Origin of the sequence: Pseudoduganella aquatica (assembly GCF_009857595.1) — a bacterium.
GTDB lineage: Bacteria > Pseudomonadota > Gammaproteobacteria > Burkholderiales > Burkholderiaceae_D > Rugamonas > Rugamonas aquatica_A.
Window position 1 is genome coordinate 99,112 of record NZ_WWCU01000014.1, and the last position, 24,621, is coordinate 123,732.

The following is a 24,621-nucleotide window of genomic DNA, read 5'->3' on the forward strand; positions in this document are numbered from 1 at the left end:
CACTGTCTGGCTTAGTCCAGACCACGTAAACGCCCATGACCGCATTGCGCTCCCCCCTCTCCGCCCTGGCCCTCGGCCTGCTGCTGGCTTTCGGCAGTGCAGCCGCCGCTCCTGCGCCGGCCGCCGCCCCCGACGAATACTCGGTGCGCGAGCACTACACCAAATACGAATACCGCATCCCCATGCGCGACGGCGTGCGCCTGTTCACCGCCGTCTACGTGCCCAAGGACACGTCCAAACGCTATCCCTTCCTGGTGCAGCGCACGCCCTACAGCGCCGGCGTGACCGTGGACGAGAAGCTGCGCTACGGCGTGGACTTCTATCCCAAGCACGTGGGGCCGTCGCGCGAGTTCGAGACCAGCGGCTATATCTTCGTCAAGCAGGACGTGCGCGGCCGCTTCATGTCCGAAGGCAAATGGCAGGAGATGACGCCGCACGTCAATCCCGGCCGCAAGCCGGGCGAAGGCAATGAGAGCCAGGACATGCACGACACCGTGGAATGGCTGCTGAAGAACGTCCCCAACAACAACGGCAAGGTCGGCATCCACGGCATTTCGTATCCGGGCTTCTACACCTCGGCCAGCATCATCGATTCGCACCCGGCCATCAAGGCCGCCTCGCCGCAGGCGCCGGTGACGGACCTGTACATGAACGACGACTCCTACCACGGCGGCGCCTTCATGCTGGCCGCCAATTTCGACTTCTACGCCGCCTTCACCGAGGAACCGAACCCCACGCCGCTGCCGGCCACCTGGACCGATTTCGACTACGGCGGCAGCGACAGCTACGACTTCTTCCTCAAGCACCGCACGCTGGAAAAAATCGGCGCCACCATGACGGACAAGCAGCGCGCGCTGTTCTGGCCGAACGTGGAGCACAGCACCTACGACGCCTTCTGGCAAAGCCGCAATATCGCGCCGCACCTGAAGAATGTGCGCGCCGCCGTGCTCACCGTCGGCGGCTGGTTCGACGCGGAAGACCCGCAAGGCCCGTTCACCACCTACCAGTCCATCAAGCGCAACAACCCGGCCATCTACAACGGCCTGGTGATCGGACCGTGGGTGCATGGCGGCTGGGCGGCCGACGAGGGCAAGCGCCTGGGCCATGTGCGCTTCGACGCCAAGACCTCGGAATACTACCGCCAGCAGATCCTGCTGCCCTTCTTCGAGCAGCACCTGAAGGACGAAAAAGGCCCGGCCCCGGCCAATGTGCGCGTGTTCGAAACCGGCAGCAATGTGTGGCGCAGCTACAGCGCCTGGCCGCCGCAGCAGGCCAAGGCGCGCACGCTGTACTTCGGCGCCAACGGCACGCTGGGCTGGCAGCAGCCGGCCGCCGCCACCGGCGCGGGCTACGACGAATATGTGAGCGATCCGGCCAAGCCGGTGCCGTATATCGGCTACCCGGCCACCGGCGTGCCCAAGGAATACATGGTGTCGGACCAGCGCTTCGCCGCCTCGCGGCCGGACGTGCTGGTGTACCGCAGCGACGTGCTGGAGGAGGATGTGACGGTGGCGGGCACGGTGTCGCCCAAGCTGTTCGTGTCCACCAGCGGCACCGACGCGGACTGGGTGGTGAAGCTGATCGACGTGTATCCGGACGACTATCCGAAGCAGGAGGCGGGCAAGGACGAGGAGCACGACGTGGGGCCGCCGCAGGTGAATATGGCCGGCTACCAGCAGCTGGTGCGCGGCAATCCGCTGCGCGGAAAGTTCCGCCGCAGTTTTGAAAAGGCAGAGCCTTTCGTACCGGGGAAAGTGGAAGCGCTGGACTACAGCATCGGCGAAGTGAACCACACCTTCCGGCGCGGCCACCGCATCATGGTGCAGGTGCAGAGTTCATGGTTCCCGCTGGTGGACCTGAACCCGCAAACCTTCATGGAGATTCCGCGCGCGAAGCCGGAGGACTTCAAGAAAGCCACGCAGCGCGTCTACCACGCGCCAGGCATGGCGTCGGGTATCGCGCTGCAGGTAATGCCGTAACAGGGCGTTACGGTGAAGCTTGGCGGCTTAGCGGCGGCGCGGAAAGCTCTGCGTCGGCGCCGGGCCGCGTTTTTCGATATGGCGGAAAATAATACGGCCCTTGGTCAGGTCGTACGGCGACAGTTCCAGCGTCACCTTGTCACCCGCCAGAATGCGGATGTGGTTCTTTTGCATTTTGCCCGAGGTGTAGGCGATCAGCTTGTGGCCGTTGTCCAGGTCCACGCGGAAACGCAGTTCCGGCAGCGCTTCGGACACCACGCCACTCATTTCGATCAGTTCTTCTTTAGCCATGCATTTACTCCTGTGTGGGCGCTGCTGCGCCAATTCGGGGACCAACGGGGGGAGGACGGGAGGTAGGAAAAAAAAAGCCCGCTTGCTGCGGGCTTCGTTTCAATGTATTGCCAATAATGCTACAATCGCTGCTTGGCCCGTGCTATCTGCGCGGTGCCGGAGCTTCGGACGCCCATGCTATCTGCATAGTGCCTCCAATGTGTAAACCGACTATCGTATCTTGAACTACAATCCCCTCCGGCCTGATGAGCTTCACTGCTTTACACATGCGGCACCGGCTGTCCCGTAGGGGGCGGCGGGGTTCAGAACTCCACCGAAGACACGAGTGTATCACACATTTGTGCGGCGCACAAAACTATTTCTCAGAAAAAATCATGGATCCCTCCAGCACCACCGAACTGCCCTTCCGGGCCACCACCGCCGAAGCCTGCGCCTGGCTGGCGCAGCAGACCGCCACCCCATGGACGCTGGCGCGGCTGATCGGGCACGGACTCACCCCCTACGTGTGGCTGGACTACGACGCCGCCTTCCCCGAGCTGTTCGGCGACGCCAACGGCGGCTACGCCGCGCCGATCTTCTACGAAGGCGACACGCAGCGCCTGGCGGCCGGCAGCGAGGACGTGCTCATCACCATCACCAAGGACGCCTACAAAATCGTCACGCGGCTGCCGGAGCCGGGCTTCCGCCGCGCCTTGCACGAACTGCGCTTCCTGAAGAAGGAAGTGGAGAAGCTGGCCGGGCGTATCAAGCACGAGGCCGAGGAAGCGGCCAAGCCGCCCAAGGTGGAGAGCGCGCGCGAATCGCAGTTCGGCATTCCCAAGGCCGAGGTGCTGGCCGCGTTCGGGCGCCTGGCCAAGCTGGATATGGACAAGGCGCTGGACGGCGCCATCGGCATCTTCGGCGACGACGGCGCGCGCGTGAAAGCCAGCGCCAGGAAGTCCAAGCGCAACGCCGTGTGGAACCCGGTCACGCTGGCGCTCGGCCTGCACGACGTGTACGGCGTGCCGATCGGCTCCCTGAAGCGCGCCTTCAAATCGCACGACTTCCTGTACGACTGGAGCGGCGACTGGGAACAGTCACTGGCCTTGCTGGGCAAGTAGGCGGCGCAGCTGGGCGGCCTGGTAGGCGCCGAAGGTATCGCTGAACAGGCAGCGTATCAGGGGGTCGTCGACCGCGTCCGCCTCCGCCAGGTCCTGCTCGGTGGCGGCATCGAACACGGCGTCGTTGATGCGCATATACATGGACGTCAGCGATTCGCCCAGCTCCAGCGCGGCGTACAGCTTGGCCGCCGGGATCTCCGTGGTCCAGCCCAGCGGCCCCGCGCTGCCGCCGGCCAGGGCCGCGCCGTCCGCCTGCAGCCGGTAGCGGAACTGCGCGCACTGGCCATCATGCCCGTAGACCGATAGCTGCCAGATGCGCGGCTGATCAAAGTATTCGGACGACGCTTCCACATCGCCGTATTTTTCCAGCAGCCCCACCCGGCAGTAATCCATCACCCGCGCGTGCTGCTCCGCCGTGAGCGGCGCGAAATGGCGCGCGATGTCGGCCGTGGCGGGCGGCGCGGCGTTGCCTTCATACTGGTAGTCCACGTCCTGCTCGCCCATCGGCGCAATCCACGGCAGCGGCGGCGCGGCCGTCAGCGAGGCCGCGTCCAGCAGCACGGACACCGAAGGATTGAGCCGCACCACCTGCGCCTGCGGCAGCGCCTCGCCCACCTCCCGCGTGAACTGGCGGTAGCTGATGGGGAAGAAGGCGCGGTTGTACCAGGACCAGGGCTCCTGCAGGAACTGGCAGGAACTCGGCACCACGTAGCGCGGGTTGAGCACCTTCAGCTGCGCGATCCACTCCTCGGGCAGCTCCGGCGGCGCGGCGCTGCTGCGCGACGGCTGCAGGACTTCGATCTCGCGCATGGTCTGGAACGGCCACAGCACCATGTCCCACGGGCCTTCCTGCGCCAGCTGGGCCAGCGTGGTCTCGTCTATCCACGAGTCGACCACGTTGAGCACATTCATGCCGGCCGCCTTCACCTGGAACATGGAATCCACATCCGCATCCATCGCCTCGCGCGGGACCACCTCGAACGGGCCGATGTGCACCGGCACGTTCAGCCGCAGCTGCTGCACATTGGTGAAGCCGAGCTGGCGCACCATGTCGAACAGCTCGTCGAAGATGCAGTAGATGTACAGCGGCGTGGCGCGGTCCAGCAGGTCCAGGCTCTCCAGCGAACAGTGGTCGTCGTGGAAGTGCGAGATGAACACGGCGGCGAATTTCTGGCGCCGGATCTGCTCGTGGTCGAAGCGCACGTCCGGGAAGGCGTGGCAGTTGCGGCTGAAGGGATTCTCGAAGATGGTGTCGAACGCGATCTGCGCGCCCTCGCACTCGAACACATAGCCCGCGTGCAGTATTCTCGAAATTTTCAGCATGCCACCCTCCTCAGTTGGCGGCATTCTACAGCCTCGCGCACCGCACAAAACCGCTTGACGCCGAATTCTTGCGCGCCTATATTAACCCTTATGGGTGAATATAAAACAAATCAGCTAGATGAACTGTTCGCGGCAGTGTCCGACGGCACGCGGCGCGCCATCCTGGCGCGGCTGGCGCAGTCCGACGCGCGCGTGACGGAGCTGGCGAGCGCATTTCCGATTTCGCTTAATTCCACCTCCAAGCACATCCGCATCCTCGAACGCGCAGGACTGGTCACGCGCAGGGTGCAGGGCCGCGAGCATGTGCTGTCGCTGAACGCCGCACCGATGGCGGAAGCCGCCGAGTGGATGGCGTTCTACCGCCGCTTCTGGGAAGGCCGCCTGGCCGCGCTGGAAGACTTTGTACTCAAAAAACGCAGCACCGACAAACCCGGGAGCACGCAATGAACCAAGCAGACAGCAGCACCATCGTGGTCAAACGCACCATCGCCGCCACCGTCGACGAGCTGTTCGACGCCTGGCTGGACCCGGACAGCCTCGCGCAATGGATGCATCCCGGCACAACCGCGCTGAGCACCGCCAGCGTGGATGCGCGCGTGGGCGGCGCCTTCGAGGTGCTGATGCACTACCCGGACAAGCCCCTGCGCCACCATGGCGTGTACCGCCAGATCGAGCGCAACCGGAAACTCAGCTTCACCTGGATTTCCGACGCCACGCAGCACAGCGAAACGCTGGTGACGGTGGAGTTCAACGTCGCCAGCGCCGGCACCGAGATCGTGCTCACGCACGAGCGCCTGCCCGGCCAGGTGGCCTGCGCCGAACATACGCAGGGATGGACGCTGGCGTTCGAACTGCTTGCTGACCTGGCCGCCAAGCCGCTGGTCCTCGTCACCTTCGACTGGGTGCCCGAAATGCCGAGGGGCTTCGTGCGCGACATCCGCGTGCGCTGGGCGCTGGAAGAGGCAGGGCTGCCCTACCGCGTGCAGAGCGTGCCCTTCAGCGACAGGAATGCCGATCACTTCTCGCACCAGCCCTTCGGCCAGGTACCGTGGCTGACCGACGGCGACCTCTCCATCTTCGAAACCGGCGCCATCCTGCTGCACCTGGGCGAACGCAGCGAGGCGCTGCTGCCGGCCGGCCCGCGCGGCCGCGCCGAGACCCTGGAGTGGCTGTTCGCCGCCCTCAATTCGGTCGAGATGGCCAGCCTGCCGTGGTCCCTCCTGCAATTCTCGGGCAACAATGACGGCACGCCGGGCTGGAACATGATGGACAGCTTCCTCAAGAAATCCCGGCTCGCGCACCTTGAGCCGCTGCTGGCCAAGCGCGAATGGCTGGCCGGCCCCTTCTCCATCGCCGACATCGTGATGGCCGACGTGCTGCGCCTGGTGGACCGTTTCGACGGCCTGGCCGACTATCCCGCCTGCCGCGCCTACGTCGCCCGCGCCACCGCCCGCCCCGCTTTCCTCAAAGCCCACGCGGACCAGATGGCGCATTTCGCGGCAGCGGATTAGCCCTGGCTTGCAGCTGGCACTTGCATGGTTGGACTCCTTGAAAAAGGGCTGCGATCCTTGTTAGTACAACTCAGAGCAACAGTTTCCAATGCTCCAGCTTTTGTACCAGCGTTAGCGAAGCATGGGCGGGCGACGTCGAGGGCAACACCAACGTGCGGTAGCCTTCGGCGGCAAACTGCGGCGCGAACTTGCCTGAAGTCTGGCCGTTGAAGCCGACCGTTTCCAGCAATGGGCACAGCTCGCGCAGCCGGGCGAAGTCGTTGGCGGCGGGCTTACGGATGGCGGAATCCAGGCTGCCTTCGCGCTCGCAGGCGCCCAATACATCCCACAGGCCGAAACCGTGCGCCAGCAGGCGCGGCAGGCGCTTGGCGTATGGCAGCCCGGCCAGATCCTCCCCCGTCAGCGCCGACAGGATGGGCCACAGCGCGTTGCGCGGGTGGGCGTAGTATTGCTGCGCCGCCAGCGAGGCGGCGCCCGGGAAACTCCCCAGTATCAGGATGCGCGTGCGGACGTCGATTACCGGGGCCAAGCCGGCCAGCGCCAGGGTTTCTTGTTTGTTCGTCATGACGTCTTGTGAGGGCGGGCTTACAGTGTAGAATCGAACGGTAGTACTGAACAATAACAATGCTGGAGATTCTGAGCATGAGTGAACCGCGTCCCATCGATGTCCTGCTGGCCAAGTATAGCGAAAGCCATCTGAACCACACCAACGAGATCATCCATTTCGTGTGTGTGCCCGCCATCGTGTTTTCCCTGCTGGGCCTGATCTGGAGCCTGCAACCCATGGCAGCGCTGGGCGTGGTGCTGCTGTCGCTGGCGTATTATGTGCGCCTGTCCATCCCCTTCGCCGCCGGCATGCTGGTGATGTCGCTGCTGATGCTGGGCGTGCTGTCGGTGCTGCCGCCGCCGGCCATCCTGCCGCTGTCGGTCGCCATCTTCGTGCTGGCCTGGATCGGCCAGTTCATCGGCCACAAGATCGAGGGCAAAAAACCGTCCTTTTTCGACGATGTGCGCTTCCTGCTGATCGGCCCGCTGTTCGTGCTGGGCTTCCTGTACCGCCGCCTGAAATTGGCTTACTGACGCTATCCGCCGAGCAAGATGGTGCGAAAATCCGTATACTGCGCGGATGTCCTCGCCTATCCTCTTTGCCATCGCCTGCCTGATCTGGGGTTCTACCTTCTGGGCTATCACCTTGCAGCTGGGCGACGTCGCCCCGGCCGTTTCCATTGTTTACCGCTTCGGCCTGGCCTCGGCCACGCTGTTCGCCTGGTGCCTGCTGCGCGGCGACCGCCTGCGCATGCCGTGGAAGGTGCAGCGCTGGATGCTGCTGCAGGGCGTGGCCACCTTCGCCATCAGCTATGTGTGCACCTACACGTCGGAACAGTATTTGGTGTCCGCACTGGTGGCCGTGCTGTTCGTGCTGATGGTGTTCTGGACCCCGATCTGCAACCGCTTCATGTTCGGCACGCCGCTCACCTGGCGCATGTGGAGCGCGGCGGCGGTGTCGATCTGCGGCGTGATCCTGCTGTTCTATGACGCCATCCACCACGCCTGGAAAGACATCCTGTCCGGCGGCAGCGGCCACTTCCTGCTGGGCCTCGCGCTCGCGCTGTGCGCCACCATGGCCAGCACCATCGGCAACGTGGTGGTGGTGAAGGTGCGCGAGGAGTCCTCGAACGTATTCCTGACCATGGCCTGGGCCATGTTCTGGGGCACCCTGGCGGTGGCCTGCTGGGCGCTGCTCAACGGCCAGGAATTCCGCCTGCCGTCGCGCCCCAGCTACTGGGCCGGCCTGGTCTACCTGTCCGTGTTCGGCTCCGTGATCGCCTTCGGCGCCTATTTCACGCTGATCCACCGCATCGGTTCGCAAAAGGCGGTGTATATCGGCGTGGTGACGCCGGTGATCTCGGTGCTGCTGTCGATCCAGCTGGAGCACTACCGGCCCGGTGCCATGGAGTGGTTCGGCATGGTATTGTGCTTGTCCAGCGTGGTGTGGGCATTGAAGGCGCCCGCATCGTCCGTCAAATCCGCAAAATCCGTCCCTTTAGATAACCAACTTGAAGCGCAATGAACTCTACTAGCCTGTCCATCCGCCCCGCCCTGCCTGAAGACGTGAATGCCATTTTCGGCATGATTTTTGAGCTGGCGGTGTTTGAAAAACTGGAGCACATGGTGGTGGCCAACGAGGCCAAGCTGCATGAGAGCCTGTTCGGCGACCATCCCGCCGCCGAGGCGATCGTAGGCGTGGAAAACGGCGAAGTGGTGACCTTCGCCCTGTTCTTCCATAACTTCTCCACCTTCCTGTGCCAGAAGGGCTTGTACCTGGAAGACTTGTACGTAAAGCAGAATTGCCGTGGCAAGGGCTATGGCAAGCAGATGCTGGTGGCGCTGGCGCAGCTGGCGGTGGAACGCAAGTGCGGCCGCTTCGAGTGGTCGGTGCTGGACTGGAACGAGAACGCGATCAAGTTCTACCAGGGCATGGGCGCTACCGTGATGCCGGACTGGCGCATCTGCCGCGTGACCGGCGACGCGCTGTCGCAGCTGGCCACGGATTGATTATCGGCCGGCCCGGCCCGCCGGCGCCGCCCAGCGTTCCAGCAGTTCAAACAGGCCTTGCGTCAGCAGGGCCAGCACAGCGGCGGGCAGCGCGCCCGCCAGCAGCATGTCGTTGTCGTTCAGCGCCAGGCCGATGGTGATGCGTTCGCCGTAGCCGCCTGCGCCGATGAAGGCCGCTATCGTGGCCGTGCCCACGCTCATCACCGCAGCCGTCTTCACGCCCGCCAGTATCACCGGCATGGCCAGCGGCAATTCCACATGCACCAGCTGGTGCCATCCTCTCAATCCCAATCCTTGCGCCGCCAGTTTCAGGCCGGGCGGAACCTGGCCTATGCCGGTGCAGGTGTTGCGCACGATGGGCAGCAAGGCGTACACGAACAGCGCCACCAGGGCTGGCGCCGTGCCTATGCTGCCCAGCAGCGGGATCATCATGGCCAGCAGGGCCAGCGAGGGGATGGTCTGCAGCACGCCGGTCAGCGCGAGCACTGTCTGGCGCAGGCGCGGCACGTAGGCGGCCAGCACGCCTAGCGGCACGCCCACGGCGCAGGCCAGCGCCACCGCCAGCAGCACCAGGGTGATGTGCTGGCGCGTGAGCGTCCACAGGCTGGCGTCGAAGATTTTCGCGAGCAGGCCGGGGCGCGCGGCTGGAGCCGTTGTCGCGGCGGCGGCGGCTGGCGCGGATGCGCGGGAGCTGGCCTGGGCTGCGAGCCAGGCGGCAGCGACCGAGGTGAAGTTCTTGCCCTCGACTTCGGCGGCGGCGTTCATGGCGATCATGCCGGCGGCGGAGATGCGGCCTTCGAGCTGCTGGATGGCGCGCCAGGCGGCGGGGAAGCGCTGCGCGGCGTCCAGGCGGTAGAGCAGCACGGCGTCGTAGCGGGGGAAGTAGCCTTTGTCGTCCTCCAGAACACGCAGGCCGTATTGGCCGATCTTGGCGTCCGTGGAGTAGATGTCGATCACGTCCACCTGCTTCTGCGCCAGCGCTTCGTAGGCGACGCCGTGATCCAGCCCCATCGGCTTCTGCGCCAGGCCGTAGCGCTGGGCGAGCCCGGGCCACCCGTCAGCGCGGCCGATGAATTCGTGCGACAGGCCGAACTTGTAGCCGCCCTGCCCCGCCAGCGCGCTCAGTGTGCGCGCGCCGCCGTCTCCGCGCGTGGCCAGCGCGTACGTGTTGTTGAAGCCCAGCGGCACCGCCACGCCCAGCCCCATCGGCGCCAGTTCGCGCCGCAGCTGCTCCAGTGGCGCAGGCGTGCTGCGCTTCAGGATTTCGAACGCGATGGTGCCCGTGTATTCGGGGTAGACGTCAATCGACCCAGCCTTGAGCGCGGCCAGCACAATCGCTGTGTTGCCCAGCCCCTGCTTGTGTTCCGCCCTGGCGTGCGGCGCGGCGGTCTGCAGCAGTATTTCGCCGAGGATGTAGGATTCGGTGAAACGCTTGGAGCCTATGCGCAGAACACCGTCATCCGCCGCAGCCAGCGGCGGCGCGGCGAGCAGCGCAACGGCAAGCGAGAAAGCCAGCGGAAACGCGCCGGCCAAACGCAGGAGCGCGCGCAGGCGGGCTTGCAGATAAGCCCGCAAATCAGGCGCCCGCGCGCATCATCGGCGCTTTCAGGGCCTGGCTCAGCGTTTCATAGCTTTCGGCCAGGTGGGCTCTCGCCTCGTTGCTGAGGGAGCCGGAACCAGTGTGGTTGCCAAATAAGGCGCCGCGTATATCGCGCTGCAGCGCCAGCGCCTGCTGCCGCTGCAGGCTGCGCGCGTCGGCCCGCGTACCGGGCGAAACGCGCAGCAGCGACGAGGCCACCCGCTTCAGGTGTTCGCGCTGCAGATTGCGCCGCATGCTGTTGATGTCCTTGCCGGTTTTGAGCTCGCTCCACACCGCCGACTGCACCGTGGTGTACAGCTCGTCCAGCGCCAGCGCCTTCTTCGGCTTGTCCACCTTTTCCTGCGAATCGAGCAGGCGGCCGGCCACCGGGTCCGACATCAGCTGGTCCAGCGCGGCCGATTGCAGCGACAGCACATAGCTGCCCACGGAAACGTCCGGCTTGAAACGCGCCATCAGCTGGTCGCCGCCCAGGCGGCTCACCATGTCCGGCGCGAACTTGAAGCTGTCGGCGCGGAACAGGTTGTTGGTCAGCAGCTTGAGCGCGGCGCGCTGGCGCTCCACAGACACCGGCGTGAACGTGGCGCGGCCGGTTCCCGCGTGGTCGCGCAGGTGCGTTACGCCGCCCACGTATTTCACCACCACCGGCATCACGCGCGCGAACTGCGAGAAGCCGTGTTCAAAGCTGCGGCGCAGCGACTCGTAGCTTTCGCCCGGCTTCAGGCGGCGGGTCTGCACGCGGTCCCACAGCTCGCGCGACATGGCCAGCCGGCGCTGGAAGTAGGCCAGCGGATCGTCTCCCAGGTCGAAGACATTCACGCCGGGGTCGGACACGCCTCCATACGCTTCCTGGTCGGTGCCGAACGCCAGTTGCGGTTCATTGGAGCGGCTGGCGATGCGCGCCAGTTCGTCCTTCTCCTGTTCCGGCGCGATAGGCTTGTAGGCGTATTCGATGGCCCAATAGTCGTATGGCCCCAGCACGGAGGTGACGTATTCGCCCTGCTGCTCGCCCTTCACGGCCAAGTTGAAGGGCGTGTAGTCCATGACGGAGCCGGTCATGCCGTTCTTGGCGGTGAAGGCCTTGTCCTGCAGCTGCTTCAGGCTGTAGATGGTGGACGAACGGAAGTTGTGCCGCAGGCCCAGCGTGTGGCCCACCTCGTGCATGATGATGGAGCGCACATAGGCTTGCGCCAGCGCCTCGGCTTGCGGGCTGTCCATTTCGAATTCGCCGCGCGCTTCCATCAGATCCATCGCGAAGCCCATTTCCTGTGCCGACGCCATGCCGTAGTCGCAGCGCGCTTCATTGTGTTCCAGGCCTAACTGCTCGGCGCCGAAGCGCGTGTCCTCGCTGGCCATGCGGCGCGCGCTGCGGGCGAAGGAATCGCTCATGCCGATGTCGGCATCGAGGATCTCGCCGCTGCGCGGGTCCACCTGGCTGGGGCCGATGGCGAAGCCCGCGTCCACGCCCGCATACCAGCGCACGGAAGCATGGCGCGCATCCATCGTGTCGAAGGTGTCCGTGGCTTCCTGCTGCCTGACCACGATGGCGTCCTTGAAGCCGATGCGCTCGAAGGCCGCGTTCCAGGCCAGCACGCCCTGCTTCACCGACTCGCGGTACTTCACGGGGATGTTCTTGTCCAGCCAGTAGACGATGGGCTGTTTGGGTTCGGACAGGGCCAGCGCCGGGTCCTTCTTCTCCAGGCGCCAGCGGTTCACCGCATGGCTGGTCTGCTCGGGCTTGAGGTCGTCCGTGAAATCGAAGCTGGTGCTGACGAAATGGCCGATGCGGTCGTCCGCCGCGCGGGCCGGCATGGGCTGCTCGGGCAGCGGCATGAAGCTGTAGTAGAAGCCGAGGAACATGCTGCGCGGGTCCGGCAGCGTGAACGGCGGCGGTGCAAAGATCGCGGTGGGCAGGGCCACCAGCGGCGTGGCGGCCACGCGCGGCACAAAGTAGTGCGCGTTCACATGCAGGCCTGTCATGCCGTCGTCGCTGCGGATGTTGCCGAAGCTGCTGTTGCGCGGGTCCAGCGTGTAGGCCATGCGGAAGGCCGATTCCAGACGGGTACTGTAGCCGGGAATGTCGGCGAACAGCAGCGCGTTCGCTTCCACCAGCACGCCCTTGCCTTGCGGATTGGGCGCGCTGGCCACCGGCGCGGCGCTCAGCAGGCTGTCCGAGAAGCCCTGCGCCACGGCCAGCGCCTGCGGCGTGCCCAGCTTGGCGCGATAGGTGGTGTTCAGGGCGATGAGCTGCACCAGGCTGCCGATCTTGCGGAACATGACGACCGCGCTGCGCGTCATCTGGCCACCGTACACGCCGCGTTCGCCTATGCCGCTGGCCGTGTTGACGGACATGAAGAAGGGCTGGTCGAACTGCTCGGGCTTCAGCTCCAGCCAGACCTTCTCGTCCTTCTGGTACAGCGCGAAGAAGCCCGGCAGGCGCTGCGCGCCCTTGATGATTTCAGCGAAGGGCTTGGGGGCGGCGGCGTCCGGCCGGGGCGCGCCCGGCGCGGCGGCGGGCACGGTCGGTTGCGCGGGCGTGGTGGCCACCAGCGGCACATCGGGGACCGGCGGGGATTGTGCGTAAGCGTGGGTGCTCAGGGCCAGCAGGACGGCAAGGCGGATCGGTCGCATGATGTGTGTGCCAATGGCGCAGATGGGATTGCATTAATGTACACGATCGGCAAAGTCCGGAAGGAAATTTACCGGCGGCGCATTGGCGGGTTACGCTACGCTAACCCGCCCTACGGAATGCCAATTCGACCACAAGCATACGCAATCGTAGGGCGGGTTAGCGGAACGCGTAACCCGCCAGAGCCGCCTGCGGCAAACGCCACACACCGCCATTGACCACGCCCCGGCACGGGTTGTAGCCAAAGGAATAGGACAAATCCGCAGGGCGCGCAATATCCCACAGCGCGAAATCCGCGCGCTTGCCCACTTCCAGCGTCCCGATCTCATCCTGCCGCCCCAGCGCGCGGGCGGCATGCACGGTGCAACCCGCCAGCGCTTCGAGCGGCGTCAACCGCCACAGCGTGCAGACCATATTCATCGCCAGCAGCAAGGACGTCATCGGCGACGTCCCGGGATTGTTGTCTGTAGCGACGGCCATCGGCACACCCGCCGCGCGCAATTCGGCCACGGGCGGCGGCACGGTGTCGCGCAGGAAGTAGTAAGCGCCCGGCAGCAGCACCGCCACCGTGCCGCCCTGCTTCATGGCGGCGATGCCTTCCGCGCTCAGGCGCTCAAGGTGGTCGGCGGACAAGCCGCCGTAATGCGCCACCAGCTCCGCGCCGCGCATGTCCGACAGCTGCTCGGCGTGCAGCTTGACCGGCAGGCCCAGCGCAGCGGCGGTGCGGAACACGCGCGCGGTCTGCTCGAGGTTGAAACCTATGCATTCGCAGAAGGCGTCCACCGCGTCCACCAGCCCCTGTTCGGCCAGCACCGGCATCATGGCGCAGACTGCGTCCACGTAGTCGTCCGCGCGGCCGGCGAATTCCGGCGGTACCGCGTGCGCGCCGAGGAAAGTGGTGGCCACGTTCACCGGCAGCAGCTCGCCCACGCGGCGCGCCACGCGCAGCATTTTCGCTTCCGATTCCAGCGTCAGCCCATAGCCGGATTTGATCTCCAGCGTGGTCACGCCCTCGGCCAGCAGGCTGGCGATGCGCGGCAGGCTTTGCGCATACAGTTCCTCGTCCGATGCGGCGCGCGTGGCGCGCACGGTGGACATGATGCCGCCGCCGGCCTTGGAAATATCCTCGTAGCTGGCGCCGTTCAGCCGGGCCTCGAATTCGTCGCTGCGGTTGCCCGCATGGACGATGTGCGTGTGGCAGTCGATCAGGCCGGGCGTGAGCCAGTGGCCGCCGCAGTCATGCACCGCTGCCGCAGCGCCTGCAGCGGCCGCATCGTCCGCCGCGCCCAGCCAGGCGATGCGCCCGTCCTTCACGGCGACGGCGCCGCAGCGCAGTTCGCCGTACCCCTCAACCATCGTGGCCAGATGCACGTTGGTGTACAACACGTCCCAGGCAGCGCTCATTTACTCGTCTTCTTCGTCATTGGGGATGATGTCGACGATGAACACCGTGGCGCTTGCCGCCTCCAGCGTCCACACGTCCTCGGTGCTCAGCACCACCGCGTCGTAGCGCACCATGGCTACGCGCTCGTCGGCGCTGATGATGGCCAGGCTTTCGCCTTCGGCCAGGAACACGATGGTGGTGGCGCTGCGCCGCTCCAGCGTGGAGAAACCGCGCACCACGCGCCGCTCCAGCTGGTGGCTGCAGCGCGCGCGCCGCGTCATCACGTTAAAGTCGGTGGTCGGGGCGTCGCCCACGGTCGCTGATACGGCAAGTTCGCCCGGGAAGGCCACCACCGGCTCGCGCTCGCTAAGCGCCACCTTGCGCTCGTTGCCCACGTCCAGCACCACGCACGGCCCGCTCACCAGCGTCAGCGTGCGGTCGATGCCGGGGAAGAGCGAGAACGGCCCGCTGTGCGCGATCGTCGCCAGGCTGATGCGCCAGTCGAAGTTGTCGAAGGTGGCGCCGTTGGGCGCGATGGCGATCTCGGTGGTGCTGCCGCCGCCGTTCTTCCATGGCGTGGCGTGCAGGCTTGCGTACTGTATCAGCTTGCTCATTACCGGAACTCCCGCAGTTCGGCCAGCGTCTGTTTGAAACGCGCGGCGATGGCCTGTTGCGCCGCGTGCTTCTGCTCGCGCACCACCCACTGGCCGCCAGCCAATACATGCTTCACCAGATTGTCGTTACCGCTGAATACCAGCGTGCCGAGGACTTCATCCACCGCCACGCCGTACAGATTGGGGTGGCCGTCGTCGAGCACGACGATGTCCGCCCGCTTGCCCGCCTCCAGCGCGCCCACCGCGCGCCCCGCCGCCTGCGCCCCGCCTTGCAGGGCCGACTGCCACAGGAAGTCGCCCACGTTGCGCTGCGTGGCCGACACCGCGATATTGCGGCGCTGCTGCATCAGGCGCTGGCCGTATTCCAGCCAGCGCAGTTCTTCCACGGCGCTCTGCGAAATATGGCTGTCGCTGCCGATGCCGAATCGCCCGCCGTGCGCCAGGAAGGGCTCCAGCGGAAACAGGCCGTCGCCCAGGTTGGCCTCGGTGGTCGGGCACAGGCCCGCCACGGCGCCGCTCCGGGCGATGGACTGCACTTCGCCGTCCACCAGATGGGTGGCGTGCACCAGGCACCAGCGGCTGTCCACCTGCACCTCATCATACAGGTATTGCACCGGGCGCCTGCCGCTGAATTCCAGCGACTGCCGCACTTCGCCCTGCTGCTCGGCGATATGGATGTGCACCGGGCGATTGTGCGGCAAGCTGGCCAGCACTTCCTTGATCTGGGACACGGAAGCGGCGCGCAGCGAATGCGGCGCCACGCCCACTTCGGTCTGCGCGTCGCGCAGGGTTTCCAGCCCGCCGATAATCTTCAGCACATCCTGCGCGTCCGTCTTGAAGCGCTGCTGCTCGGGCTTGAGCGGCTCGCTGCCGAAGCCGGCGTAGCTGTACAGCACCGGCAGCATGGTCATGCCGATGCCGGCCAGCCTGGCGCCTGCGATCACGCGCTCCGCCGTTTCGGCCGGGTTGGCGTACATGGCGCCGTCCGGCGCGCGCTGCACGTAGTGGAATTCGCACACCGAGGTGTAGCCGTGGCGCAGGCATTCGCTGAACAGCTGCGCGGCGATGGCTTCCATGTGCTCGGGCGTAATGTTGCGGGCAAAGCGGTACATGAGGTCGCGCCAGGTCCAGAAGCTGTCTGCGACGTTGCCGGCTGCGTCGCCGGCCTTCTCGGTCAGGCCGCCCAGGGCGCGCTGGAAGCTGTGCGAGTGCAGGTTGACCATGCCGGGAATGGCGTATTCAGCCAGTTCCACGCCGGCCGGGTGCAGGGCCTTGGGCGTGACATCGATCAGCTCGCCGCCCGCGTCCCACTGCAGCAGCACGTCCTGCGCCCAGCCGGACGGCAGCAAGGCGTTGCGGGCGAACAGCGCGCTGGCGGCTGCCCCGGATGCGGACGCGCCGCTCATTGCCCCTCCCCGCTTGCCCACGCCGCAGCGGCCTGCGTGAGCCGGCGCAGCAGCGGCTGCACTTGTTCAGCCAGGTCGGGACGGTAGCCGTAGGGCGCCGCCTCGTCCATATACGTGGACTGGCACATCTCCAGCTGGATCGCGTGCACGTTCTGCGCCGGCTTGCCGTAGTGGCGCGTGATGTGGCCACCCTTGAAGCGGCCGTTCACGGCCACGGTGTAGCCGCCGTGCGCCAGCGCCAGCGAGGCGATGGCGTCCGTCATGCCGGGCGCGCAGGAGGCGCCGTCGGCGGTGCCGAAGTTCAGGTCCGGCAGCTTGCCTTCAAAGAAGCGCGGCACCACGGAGGCGATGGAATGAGCGTCCCACAGCACCACGCGGCCGTGGATGGCCAGCAGCCGGTCCAGTTCCGCGCGCAGCTGGCCGTGGTAAGGCTGCCAGTACAGCGTCAGGCGGCGCTGCACTTCCGCCTCATCCGGCGCGCCGCCCTCGGGATACAAGGGCGCGCGGCCGAAGGTGTCCACCGGGCACAGGCCTGTGGTGTCCTGTCCCGGATACAGATTGGTGTTCTCGGGCGGACGGTTCAGATCGATCACATAGCGCGACCAGCGCGCCGACAGCGTGGACGCCCCCATCTCGCGCAGGAAACCGTACAGCTGCACCAGGTGCCAGTCGGTATCGGTCCTGACCGCAGCGGCGGGCGCGAAGCTGGCCGCGATATCGTCCGGGATGTCGGTGCCCACGTGCGGCATCGACACCAGCAAGGGCAGGCTGCCTGCCGTGAATTGATAGTCCATCTGATCGTCCTCCGCGTGGCCGGTGCAGCTTAAGGATGCAGCGGCGTGAACAGGTGCTTGCAGCTGGCGCTCAGCTCGCCCTTCAGCACCAGCTGCTTGGCCGCCTCGATGTCCGGCGCGAAGAAGCGGTCCGCGTCGAAGAACGGCACCTGTGCGCGCAGCTGCGCGTGCACATGCTCCAGCTGCGGCGAGGTCTTCAGCGGACGGTGGAAGTCGATGCCCTGCGCCGCCGCCAGCAGCTCGATGCCGAGGATGGCAGCCGTATTGTGCGCCATGTCGTCCAGGCGGCGCGCCGCGTAGGTGGCCATGGAGACGTGGTCTTCCTGGTTGGCCGAGGTCGGGATGGTGTCCACGCTGCCCGGATGGGCCAGCGACTTGTTCTCGGACGCCAGCGCGGCGGCGGTCACGTGGGCAATCATGAAGCCCGAGTTCACGCCAGGATCGCGCACCAGGAAGGGCGGCAGGCCGGACAGGGTGGCGTCGATCAGCAACGCGATGCGGCGCTCGGAAATGCTGCCGATTTCGGCGATGGCCAGCGCCAGCGTGTCGGCCGCGAAGGCCACCGGCTCGGCGTGGAAGTTGCCGCCCGAGACCACCACGGCGCTGTCGCCGTCCTTGAACAGCAGCGGATTGTCGGTGACGGCGTTGGCTTCGATCAGCAGGGTGCGGCTGGCGTTGGCGATGATGTCCATGCAGGCGCCCATCACTTGCGGCTGGCAGCGCAGGCAGTACGGGTCCTGCACGCGCTCGTCGCCCACCAGGTGGGAGGCGCGGATGGCGCTGTCCGTCACCAGTTCGCGGTAGATGGCGGCGGCGGCGATCTGGCCCGGCTGGCCGCGCACTTCATGCACGCGCGCGTCGAAGGGCGAATCGCTGCCCTTGGCGGCGTCCAGCGACAGCGAGCCGGTGACCATGCCCGCTTCCAGCAGGCGCTCGGCCATGAACAGGCCGTGCAGCGCCAGGGCGTTGGACACTTGCGTGCCGTTGATCAGCGCCAGGCCTTCCTTCGCGGCCAGCACCACCGGCGCGATGCCAGCGGCCTTCAGCGCGTCCAGCGCGGGCATCAGTTCGCCCTTGTAGCGCACTTCGCCCACGCCCAGCATGGCCAGCGTCATGTGCGACAGCGGCGCCAGGTCGCCCGAGGCGCCGACCGAACCCTTGGCCGGGATGGCGGGCATCACGCCCTTGTTATACAGCGCCAGCAGCGTGTCCACGATGAGCGGACGCACGCCGGAATAGCCGCGCGCCAGGCTGCCGATCTTCATCAGCAGGATCAGGCGCACCACGGCGTCCGACAGCAGCTCGCCGGTGCCGACCGAGTGCGACAGGATGAGGTTGCGCTGCAGCTGTTCCAGCTTCTCGTCCGGGATGCGGGTCTTGGCCAGCAGGCCGAAGCCGGTGTTGATGCCGTAGGCGGCGTCGCCCTTGGCCACGATGGCGCGCACGGCGGCGGCCGACGCTTCAATGACCGGATACGCTTCGGCGGCCAGCGCGACGGGGGCGTGCGCGGTCCATACGGCGCGCAGCTCGGCCAGGGTCATCTTGCCGGGGTTCAGGGTCCAGCTGCTGTTTTGTGCTTGAGTCATGGGGTGTTCCTTATTTGATCATAGGCAGGTTGAGGCCATTGCGCTTGGCGCAGGCGACTGCCGTTTCGTATCCCGCGTCGGCGTGGCGCATCACGCCCGAGCCGCTGTCGTTCACCAGCACGCGCGCCAGGCGCTTGGCGGCGGCGTCGGTGCCGTCGGCCACGATCACCACGCCGGAGTGCTGCGAATAGCCCATGCCCACGCCGCCGCCATGGTGCAGCGACACCCAGGTGGCGCCGCCGGCGGTGTTCAGCAGCGCGTTCAGCAGCGGCCAGTCGGACACCGCGTCGGTGCCGTCCTTCATGCTTTCGGTTTCGCGGTTGGGGCTGGCGACGGAGCCGGTGTCCAGGTGGTCGCGGCCGATGACGATGGGCGCTTTCAGCTCGCCGCTGCGCACCATCTCGTTGAAAGCCAGGCCGGCGATGTGGCGCTCGCCCAGTCCCAGCCAGCAGATGCGCGCAGGCAGGCCCTGGAAGGCGATGCGCTCGCGCGCCATGTCCAGCCAGCGGTGCACTTGCGCGTGGTGCGGGAACAGCTCCTTGATCTTGGCGTCGGTCTTGTAGATGTCTTCCGGGTCGCCGGACAGCGCCACCCAGCGGAACGGGCCGCGCCCCTCGCAGAACTGCGGACGGATGTAAGCGGGCACAAAGCCGGGGAAGTCGAACGCGTTTTCCACGCCGTGGTCGAAGGCCACCTGGCGGATGTTGTTGCCGTAGTCGACCACTTTCGCGCCCAGCTGCTGGAACTCCAGCATGGCTTGCACGTGGGCGGCGCAGGAATCGGCGGCGGCGGCCACCAGGCGCGGGTGGCGCTCGGGGTCCTGCTGCGCGGCCTTCCAGTCCGCCACGCTCCAGCCGCGCGGGAGGTAGCCGTTCACCAGGTCATGCGCCGAGGTCTGGTCGGTCACCATGTCCGGCACCAGGCCGCCCTCTTTCGCGCGCTTGACCAGCTCCGGCAGGATCTCGGCGGCGTTGCCCAGCAGGCCGATGGAAATGGCGTCCTTGCGTTCGGTGTGATGCTTGATCAGCTCCAGCGCCTCGTCGATGGAGCCGGCCTGCTTGTCCAGGTATTTGGTGCGCAGGCGGAAGTCGATGCTGCTCTGCTGGCATTCAATGTTCAGCGACACGGCGCCGGCGAAGGTGGCCGCCAGCGGCTGCGCGCCGCCCATGCCGCCCAGGCCCGCCGTCAGTATCCAGCGGCCAGCCAGGTCGCCGCCGAAGTGCTGGCGGCCGGCTTCGGCAAAGGTTTCATAGGTGCCCTGCACGATGCCCTGGGTGCCGATATAGATCCAGGAACCGGCCGTCATCTGGCCGTACATGAACAGGCCGGCGCGGTCGAGCTCATTGAAATGCTCCCAGTTGGCCCACTTGGGCACCAGGTTGGAGTTCGCGAGCAGCACGCGCGGCGCGTCCTCGTGGGTCTGGAACACGCCGACCGGCTTGCCGGACTGGATCAGCAGGGTCTGGTCCGCTTCCAGTTCCTTCAGCGACGCCAGGATCTGGTCATAGCACGCCCAGTTGCGGGCCGCGCGGCCGATGCCGCCGTACACCACCAGGTGCTGCGGGTTCTCCGCCACTTCGTTGTCGAGATTATTCTGCAGCATGCGATAGGCCGCTTCCGCGCCCCAGGTCTTGCAGACACGCTCAGGCCCGCGCGGTGCGCGGATATTGCGGCTGGCGTCGAAACGTGGATCGTTGGCGAGGGAAGTGCTCATATCGTCTCCTTGGTAGCAGGTGATGCGAAGGAGCATAGGATCGCCACGCGCCCTCCGCGCATCTTCCCAGCATAAGTTGTATAGACAACCAAGTCAACCCATTTCTGTGTCCCGAAGCGAGCTGAGCCGCATTCTGGGTCAACCCGAATGCGGCTCAGCTCGGCTTGGGCTTGGGCTTGGGGCAGGTTTGCTTATCGTTTGTAGACCTCCTTGCCGGCGACCCAGGTTTGCAGCACGGTGATCTTGCCGATATCCGCTGCTGGGACTTTGAACAGGTCGGCGTCGGTGACGATGAAGTCGGCCCATTTGCCTGCTTCCAGCGAGCCCACTTCTTTTTCCTGGCGCGCGGCGTAGGCGGCGTCCAGGGTGAAACAGCGGAAGGCCTGGGTCAGGGTCATGGCTTCGTTCTTGTACCAGCCGCCGGCCGGCATGCCGCTGCCGTCCTGGCGCGTCACCGCCGCGTGGATGCCGGCCAGCGGGTTCGGCGATTCAATCGGGAAGTCCGAGCCGCAGGCAATCTTCGAGCCCTGCTTGAGGAAGGTGTGCCAGGCATACGCACCCTTGATGCGCTGCGGGCCGACGCGCTGCTCGGCCATGTTCTGGTCCGAGGTGGCGTGCGTGGGCTGCATGGACGGGATGATGCCCAGCTCCTTGAAGCGCGGGATGTCGGCCAGCGTCACCACCTGCGCATGCTCGATGCGGTGGCGCTGCGCGGCGGCGGCCGGGTATTTCTTCAGCAGCGCGGCGTAGGCGTCCAGGATCTGGTGGTTGCCCGCGTCGCCGATGGCGTGCACATTGACCTGGTAGCCCGCCTTCATGGCCTTTTCCATCTTGGCCAGCATTTCCTCGTTCTTGTAGAACAGCAGGCCGTGCGTGTGCGGCGCGTCGCTGTAGGGGGCGATCAGCGCGGCGCCCCGGCTGCCCAGCGCGCCGTCCGAGTACAGCTTCACCGCCGACAGCGCGTACAGGCCGTTGGCGTAGCTTTGCATCGGCCCCTGCTTCGACAGCTGGTCGAAGTCGGCCGTGGTGTCGCCTATCATGGCGTAGATGCGGGTGGTGAGCTTGCCGTGGTCGGCGTAGTCGCGGAACAACCGGTCTTCGCGCACGCCTATGCCAGCGTCGTGCGCGCCGGTCAGGCCCATTTTGGCCATCAGCGCCAGCGCGCCATCCAGCGCACCGCGCGACTCGGCCTCGGTGGGCGCGGGCAGCACTTTGTTCACCAGGTCCATGGCGCCATCGACCAGGATGCCGGTGGCGTTGCCTTGCGCGTCGCGCTCGATCTTGCCGCCTGCGGGGTCCGGTGTCTCGCGCGTCACGCCCGCCAGTTGCAGTGCCTTGCTGTTGACCCAGATGGCGTGACCGTCCACGCGCTCCATGACAGCGGGACGGTCGGCCACCACGGCGTCCAGTTCCGCAGCGGTGGGGAAGCGGCCCAGCTTCCAGATCTCCTGATTCCAGCCCTTGCCCATGACCCAGGCGCGCTGCGGATTGGCCTTGCTGAACACGGCCACAGCCTGCAGCGCCGCCGCCAGCGTGGCGGGGCTGTACAGGTCCGCGCTGGTGGCGACTTCGCCCAGGCCGAACACATGGCCGTGCGCGTCGATCAGGCCGGGCAGCACGGTCTTGCCCTGCATGTCGATGCGCGCAGCGCCGGCCGGGGCCTTGGCCGCCACCGCCTTGCTGCTGCCCACTGCAATGATCCTGCCCGCGTCGTCATACGCCAGCGCTGTGAATTTCACCAGCTTGCCGGCCGCGTTAAGCGTGTAGCCGTTGGCGTTGTCGACGATGGCGGCGGCGTTGGCTGCGGCAGGCAGCGCGGCGGCGAGGGCAAGCATCAGGGTGGTCAGGCGCATCAGGGTCTCTCCAGTATAAAAACGAGATGGGGAGTGTAACGCACTTAAAACCATCGCCCACATCCTTGATTTCGGACAAGGCCCTATCAAGATCCCGGAGCAAGATAGTCATTCCTACTCACTATGGATTGGAGAAGACATGGCTATCGACGTCTATTTGAAAATTGACGGTATCAAAGGCGAGTCCGCCGATTCCGCACATTGCGGCTGGATCGAAATCAGCTCGGCGCACTGGGGCGTAACTCAGCCCAAGAGTGCAACAGCGTCAACCGGCGGCGGCCACACATCCGAGCGGTGTGAGCATCGCACTCTCTCCCTATCCAAGCTAGCGGACCTTTCATCGCCGATCCTGATGCGGACTTGTTCCATGGGCAGGACCTTGGCCAAGGCTAAGCTTGAATTCATGCGAGCCGATGGCAGTGGCAATCCGGTCAAATATGACGAAGTCGAGTTGGAGAATGTTCTGATCGCCAGCATTGAGCAAGTGGCAACCGAAGGCAACATCCTGCATGACTCCATCGGACTTCGTTTTTCGAAAGTCCAATGGAAATATACACAGCAAAAAATTGGCGGTGGCGCAGGTGGAAACACCGCAGGCGGCTGGTGTCTTTCTACCAATAGGTGCATATAAAGGAGGCGCCATGAGCGAAGACGATCCGCTGCGCCCACCACTGGATTCCCGCCGCTTTTTCATGCTTCCACAATCCCCCATGGACTCGGGCTACTATGTCTACGGCAGGCTTCATGGTAAGCCTGCCAGAGGCGCATACCAGTACGCGCACCCAACCATGATGACCGCCATCCTTCGCGTGGCGCTTGAATGGCAAGCGATTGATCAGCGCCGAATGGGAGTTGGGGACATCAGCCTTGCAGGGGGAATACGCCCCCCAGATCATGACACGCACAGGACAGGCCTGGAAGTGGACGTCCGCCCACTCCGTAAAGACGGCCGAGAGCAGCCGGTGAGTTGGCAAGATCCACAGTACGACAGGGAAGGAACCATCAAGCTGATCGAGCTATTTCGAACTTTCGCGCCAGTTGGCAAAGTATTGTTCAACGGACCTGACGTTCCGTTTACGACACAGTATCCAGGCCACGACGACCATTTCCATCTAAAGCTGCGAGGCTGACTATGCGTAGTTACCCCCTAGTCTGGCAAACCTTGGCGGCAGGCTTGACCATCACACTCGTCCATGCCGCAGTTCCCGCAGACAGATGGCGGTCACTTCATGGCGCGTCCTATATTATCCATGGCGGATCGCTAGCCGATCAGCAAACCCCAACTGCGAACGATAAAAAGCTGTCCCTTGTGATTGATGGCGCGCCTGCACGAGAAATCTTCAATTCGATAGGACCGGATCTATCTGAGACATGCTCGGACGAGAAAGGCGACAGGGCACGAATCAAAAAAGGAGTCAGCTGCACCTTTACAACTAAGGACAAGGGAGCGAAGGAAGGGCCTTACCGATGCTGGATCGGTATCAATCTCAAGACCGGAGACAGCGTGGCGACCATGAGTTGCTGACTTCAGGCAGCGTCGTGGAAGATGACGCCGAGGGTGTGGCGCGAGCCGCTGCGCAGGCGGGACACGCCGTGCCGCATGTTGACGCGGTAGCTGCCGCGCGTGCCGTTCACGGGGCGGTGGAAGACGGGGAAGATGACCATGCCGCCCTGCTCCAGCGGCACCACTTCGGCGCGCGACTGCATGCGCGGGCGCTGTTCGGTGAGCACGAATTCGCCGCCTTCGTAGTCCGTACCGGGCCGGGACAGCAGCACCGCCGCCTGCAGGGGGAAGACGTGCTCGCCGTACAGGTCCTGGTGCAGGCAGTTGTAGTCGCCGGCGCGGTATTGCAGCAGCAGGGGCGTGGGACGGAGCTGGCCGGCGGCGTGGCAGCGGGCGATGAAGTCTTCATGCGCCGGCGGAAAGCGCGGCTCCAGCTGCATGGCTTCGTACCAGCGGTTGGCGAGGTGCGCCAGCGGCGGGTACAGGGCGGCGCGCAGTTCGGCGATGGGGCCGGGCAGCGGGTAGGCGAAGTACTGGTATTCGCCTTTGCCGAAGCCGTGGCGCTCCATCACCACGCGGCTGCGGAACAGCTCGGGCTTGGCGTAGGCGCCGGCCAGGCGGACGCATTCTTCCGGGGTCAGCACGCCGGGCACGAGGGCGCAGCCGTGGGCGTCCAGGTCCTGGGCGATGCGCGGCCAGTCCAAGGCTGCGCAGCGCGCGCCCAGCGCCATGAAGGCGCGCGGCGCGGGGTCGCCGGCATGGCGGGTCAACGGACCCGCC

23 protein-coding genes are annotated in these 24,621 nt (G+C 65.8%); 10 read left to right on the top strand and 13 right to left on the bottom strand.

Annotated features, from left to right (window positions below; translation table 11 throughout):
• Positions 1–35 precede the first annotated feature (35 nt).
• On the top strand, positions 36–1,979 hold the full coding sequence (locus tag GTP77_RS14310; protein ID WP_161072830.1) for a CocE/NonD family hydrolase: 1,944 nt from the start codon (positions 36–38) through the stop codon (positions 1,977–1,979).
• A 27-nt stretch (positions 1,980–2,006) separates the two neighbouring features.
• Here GTP77_RS14310 and infA read toward each other — a convergent pair whose 3' ends face one another.
• Positions 2,007–2,270, bottom strand: a complete 264-nt coding sequence (infA, locus tag GTP77_RS14315) for a translation initiation factor IF-1 (RefSeq protein ID WP_161072831.1) — start codon at positions 2,268–2,270, stop codon at positions 2,007–2,009.
• Positions 2,271–2,644: 374 nt separating this feature from the next.
• Between infA and GTP77_RS14320 the strand changes: the two genes are divergently transcribed.
• Positions 2,645–3,370: a hypothetical protein gene (locus GTP77_RS14320; RefSeq protein ID WP_161072832.1), complete on the top strand. Its 726-nt coding sequence runs from the start codon at positions 2,645–2,647 to the stop codon at positions 3,368–3,370.
• Here the strand turns inward: GTP77_RS14320 and GTP77_RS14325 are convergent.
• The gene (locus GTP77_RS14325; protein WP_161072833.1) at positions 3,347–4,693 is read right to left on the bottom strand and encodes an MBL fold metallo-hydrolase; all 1,347 of its coding nucleotides are present in this window, start codon (positions 4,691–4,693) and stop codon (positions 3,347–3,349) included. The genes GTP77_RS14320 and GTP77_RS14325 overlap by 24 nt on opposite strands.
• Before the next feature lie 90 nt (positions 4,694–4,783).
• Between GTP77_RS14325 and GTP77_RS14330 the strand changes: the two genes are divergently transcribed.
• Together GTP77_RS14330 and GTP77_RS14335 are read left to right on the top strand one after the other, a co-directional pair.
• The gene (locus GTP77_RS14330; protein ID WP_161072834.1) at positions 4,784–5,140 is read left to right on the top strand and encodes an ArsR/SmtB family transcription factor; all 357 of its coding nucleotides are present in this window, start codon (positions 4,784–4,786) and stop codon (positions 5,138–5,140) included.
• Positions 5,137–6,204 (top strand): SRPBCC domain-containing protein, encoded by a 1,068-nt coding sequence (locus GTP77_RS14335; protein ID WP_161072835.1) that lies wholly within the window; start codon positions 5,137–5,139, stop codon positions 6,202–6,204. Before GTP77_RS14330 ends, GTP77_RS14335 begins: the two co-directional genes overlap by 4 nt.
• A 70-nt stretch (positions 6,205–6,274) precedes the next feature.
• Here the strand turns inward: GTP77_RS14335 and GTP77_RS14340 are convergent, their stop codons facing one another.
• Positions 6,275–6,769 (bottom strand): DNA-deoxyinosine glycosylase, encoded by a 495-nt coding sequence (locus GTP77_RS14340; RefSeq protein ID WP_161072836.1) that lies wholly within the window; start codon positions 6,767–6,769, stop codon positions 6,275–6,277.
• A 77-nt stretch (positions 6,770–6,846) separates the two neighbouring features.
• Between GTP77_RS14340 and GTP77_RS14345 the strand changes: the two genes are divergently transcribed.
• The 3 genes from GTP77_RS14345 to GTP77_RS14355 are packed head-to-tail and all read left to right on the top strand — an operon-like array spanning position 6,847 to position 8,760.
• Positions 6,847–7,284, top strand: coding sequence for an Mpo1 family 2-hydroxy fatty acid dioxygenase (locus tag GTP77_RS14345; RefSeq protein ID WP_161072837.1), 438 nt, complete (start codon positions 6,847–6,849; stop codon positions 7,282–7,284).
• A gap of 46 nt (positions 7,285–7,330) precedes the next feature.
• Complete coding sequence (locus tag GTP77_RS14350; RefSeq protein ID WP_161072838.1) at positions 7,331–8,275, top strand: DMT family transporter; 945 nt, start codon at positions 7,331–7,333, stop codon at positions 8,273–8,275.
• Positions 8,272–8,760, top strand: a complete 489-nt coding sequence (locus GTP77_RS14355) for a GNAT family N-acetyltransferase (RefSeq protein ID WP_161072839.1) — start codon at positions 8,272–8,274, stop codon at positions 8,758–8,760. The genes GTP77_RS14350 and GTP77_RS14355 overlap by 4 nt, the downstream gene beginning before the upstream one ends.
• Here the strand turns inward: GTP77_RS14355 and GTP77_RS14360 are convergent, their stop codons facing one another.
• The 9 genes from GTP77_RS14360 to GTP77_RS14400 all read right to left on the bottom strand — a co-directional run bounded on the left by GTP77_RS14360 (position 8,761) and on the right by GTP77_RS14400 (position 22,337).
• Complete coding sequence (locus tag GTP77_RS14360; RefSeq protein WP_229202195.1) at positions 8,761–10,251, bottom strand: glycine betaine ABC transporter substrate-binding protein; 1,491 nt, start codon at positions 10,249–10,251, stop codon at positions 8,761–8,763. It abuts the gene before it with no gap.
• An 85-nt stretch (positions 10,252–10,336) separates the two neighbouring features.
• Positions 10,337–12,988: a zinc-dependent metalloprotease gene (locus tag GTP77_RS14365; RefSeq protein ID WP_161072840.1), complete on the bottom strand. Its 2,652-nt coding sequence runs from the start codon at positions 12,986–12,988 to the stop codon at positions 10,337–10,339.
• 157 nt (positions 12,989–13,145) lie between these two features.
• On the bottom strand, positions 13,146–14,390 hold the full coding sequence (gene hutI, locus GTP77_RS14370) for an imidazolonepropionase (protein WP_161072841.1): 1,245 nt from the start codon (positions 14,388–14,390) through the stop codon (positions 13,146–13,148).
• Entirely contained in the window at positions 14,391–14,984 is a 594-nt protein-coding gene (locus GTP77_RS14375; protein ID WP_161072842.1) for a HutD/Ves family protein, read from the bottom strand.
• Positions 14,984–16,390, bottom strand: coding sequence for a formimidoylglutamate deiminase (locus tag GTP77_RS14380; protein WP_161072843.1), 1,407 nt, complete (start codon positions 16,388–16,390; stop codon positions 14,984–14,986). The genes GTP77_RS14375 and GTP77_RS14380 overlap by 1 nt, the downstream gene beginning before the upstream one ends.
• Positions 16,387–17,184, bottom strand: coding sequence for an N-formylglutamate deformylase (hutG, locus tag GTP77_RS14385; RefSeq protein ID WP_161072844.1), 798 nt, complete (start codon positions 17,182–17,184; stop codon positions 16,387–16,389). The genes GTP77_RS14380 and hutG overlap by 4 nt, the downstream gene beginning before the upstream one ends.
• Before the next feature lie 29 nt (positions 17,185–17,213).
• A complete protein-coding gene (hutH, locus tag GTP77_RS14390) occupies positions 17,214–18,770 on the bottom strand; it encodes a histidine ammonia-lyase (protein ID WP_161072845.1) in 1,557 nt (518 codons plus the stop codon).
• 10 nt (positions 18,771–18,780) lie between these two features.
• The gene (gene hutU / locus GTP77_RS14395) at positions 18,781–20,484 is read right to left on the bottom strand and encodes a urocanate hydratase (RefSeq protein ID WP_161072846.1); all 1,704 of its coding nucleotides are present in this window, start codon (positions 20,482–20,484) and stop codon (positions 18,781–18,783) included.
• Positions 20,485–20,675: 191 nt separating this feature from the next.
• Complete coding sequence (locus GTP77_RS14400) at positions 20,676–22,337, bottom strand: amidohydrolase (RefSeq protein WP_161072847.1); 1,662 nt, start codon at positions 22,335–22,337, stop codon at positions 20,676–20,678.
• 139 nt (positions 22,338–22,476) lie between these two features.
• On the opposite strand from GTP77_RS14400, the gene GTP77_RS14405 reads away from it, so the two are divergent.
• The 3 genes from GTP77_RS14405 to GTP77_RS30340 are packed head-to-tail and all read left to right on the top strand — an operon-like array spanning position 22,477 to position 23,862.
• Entirely contained in the window at positions 22,477–22,968 is a 492-nt protein-coding gene (locus GTP77_RS14405; RefSeq protein ID WP_161072848.1) for an Hcp family type VI secretion system effector, read from the top strand.
• A 10-nt stretch (positions 22,969–22,978) separates the two neighbouring features.
• Positions 22,979–23,467 carry a penicillin-insensitive murein endopeptidase gene (locus GTP77_RS14410; RefSeq protein WP_161072849.1) on the top strand — a complete coding sequence of 163 codons (489 nt, stop codon included), beginning with the start codon at positions 22,979–22,981 and terminating at the stop codon, positions 23,465–23,467.
• Positions 23,468–23,511: 44 nt separating this feature from the next.
• Positions 23,512–23,862, top strand: coding sequence for a hypothetical protein (locus GTP77_RS30340; RefSeq protein ID WP_223149351.1), 351 nt, complete (start codon positions 23,512–23,514; stop codon positions 23,860–23,862).
• A 2-nt stretch (positions 23,863–23,864) separates the two neighbouring features.
• Here the strand turns inward: GTP77_RS30340 and GTP77_RS14415 are convergent, their stop codons facing one another.
• Complete coding sequence (locus GTP77_RS14415; protein WP_161072872.1) at positions 23,865–24,572, bottom strand: 2OG-Fe(II) oxygenase; 708 nt, start codon at positions 24,570–24,572, stop codon at positions 23,865–23,867.
• Between the last annotated feature and the right edge of the window lie 49 nt (positions 24,573–24,621).

Excerpts from the sequence above, each read along its gene's own strand:
- GTP77_RS14405 (WP_161072848.1), top strand. The coding sequence starts at position 22,477 with ATGGCTATCGACGTCTATTTGAAAATTGACGGTATCAAAGGCGAGTCC.
- GTP77_RS14310 (WP_161072830.1), top strand. The coding sequence starts at position 36 with ATGACCGCATTGCGCTCCCCCCTCTCCGCCCTGGCCCTCGGCCTGCTG.
- GTP77_RS14410 (WP_161072849.1), top strand. The coding sequence starts at position 22,979 with ATGAGCGAAGACGATCCGCTGCGCCCACCACTGGATTCCCGCCGCTTT.
- GTP77_RS14335 (WP_161072835.1), top strand. The coding sequence starts at position 5,137 with ATGAACCAAGCAGACAGCAGCACCATCGTGGTCAAACGCACCATCGCC.
- hutI (WP_161072841.1), bottom strand. The coding sequence starts at position 14,390 with ATGAGCGCTGCCTGGGACGTGTTGTACACCAACGTGCATCTGGCCACG.
- GTP77_RS14400 (WP_161072847.1), bottom strand. The coding sequence starts at position 22,337 with ATGCGCCTGACCACCCTGATGCTTGCCCTCGCCGCCGCGCTGCCTGCC.
- hutG (WP_161072844.1), bottom strand. The coding sequence starts at position 17,184 with ATGGACTATCAATTCACGGCAGGCAGCCTGCCCTTGCTGGTGTCGATG.
- GTP77_RS14355 (WP_161072839.1), top strand. The coding sequence starts at position 8,272 with ATGAACTCTACTAGCCTGTCCATCCGCCCCGCCCTGCCTGAAGACGTG.
- GTP77_RS14325 (WP_161072833.1), bottom strand. The coding sequence starts at position 4,693 with ATGCTGAAAATTTCGAGAATACTGCACGCGGGCTATGTGTTCGAGTGC.
- GTP77_RS14345 (WP_161072837.1), top strand. The coding sequence starts at position 6,847 with ATGAGTGAACCGCGTCCCATCGATGTCCTGCTGGCCAAGTATAGCGAA.
- GTP77_RS14320 (WP_161072832.1), top strand. The coding sequence starts at position 2,645 with ATGGATCCCTCCAGCACCACCGAACTGCCCTTCCGGGCCACCACCGCC.
- GTP77_RS14330 (WP_161072834.1), top strand. The coding sequence starts at position 4,784 with ATGGGTGAATATAAAACAAATCAGCTAGATGAACTGTTCGCGGCAGTG.
- GTP77_RS14375 (WP_161072842.1), bottom strand. The coding sequence starts at position 14,984 with ATGAGCAAGCTGATACAGTACGCAAGCCTGCACGCCACGCCATGGAAG.
- hutH (WP_161072845.1), bottom strand. The coding sequence starts at position 18,770 with ATGACTCAAGCACAAAACAGCAGCTGGACCCTGAACCCCGGCAAGATG.
- GTP77_RS14350 (WP_161072838.1), top strand. The coding sequence starts at position 7,331 with ATGTCCTCGCCTATCCTCTTTGCCATCGCCTGCCTGATCTGGGGTTCT.
- hutU (WP_161072846.1), bottom strand. The coding sequence starts at position 20,484 with ATGAGCACTTCCCTCGCCAACGATCCACGTTTCGACGCCAGCCGCAAT.
- infA (WP_161072831.1), bottom strand. The coding sequence starts at position 2,270 with ATGGCTAAAGAAGAACTGATCGAAATGAGTGGCGTGGTGTCCGAAGCG.
- GTP77_RS14380 (WP_161072843.1), bottom strand. The coding sequence starts at position 16,390 with ATGAGCGGCGCGTCCGCATCCGGGGCAGCCGCCAGCGCGCTGTTCGCC.
- GTP77_RS14340 (WP_161072836.1), bottom strand. The coding sequence starts at position 6,769 with ATGACGAACAAACAAGAAACCCTGGCGCTGGCCGGCTTGGCCCCGGTA.
- GTP77_RS14415 (WP_161072872.1), bottom strand. The coding sequence starts at position 24,572 with ATGGCGCTGGGCGCGCGCTGCGCAGCCTTGGACTGGCCGCGCATCGCC.
- GTP77_RS14365 (WP_161072840.1), bottom strand. The coding sequence starts at position 12,988 with ATGCGACCGATCCGCCTTGCCGTCCTGCTGGCCCTGAGCACCCACGCT.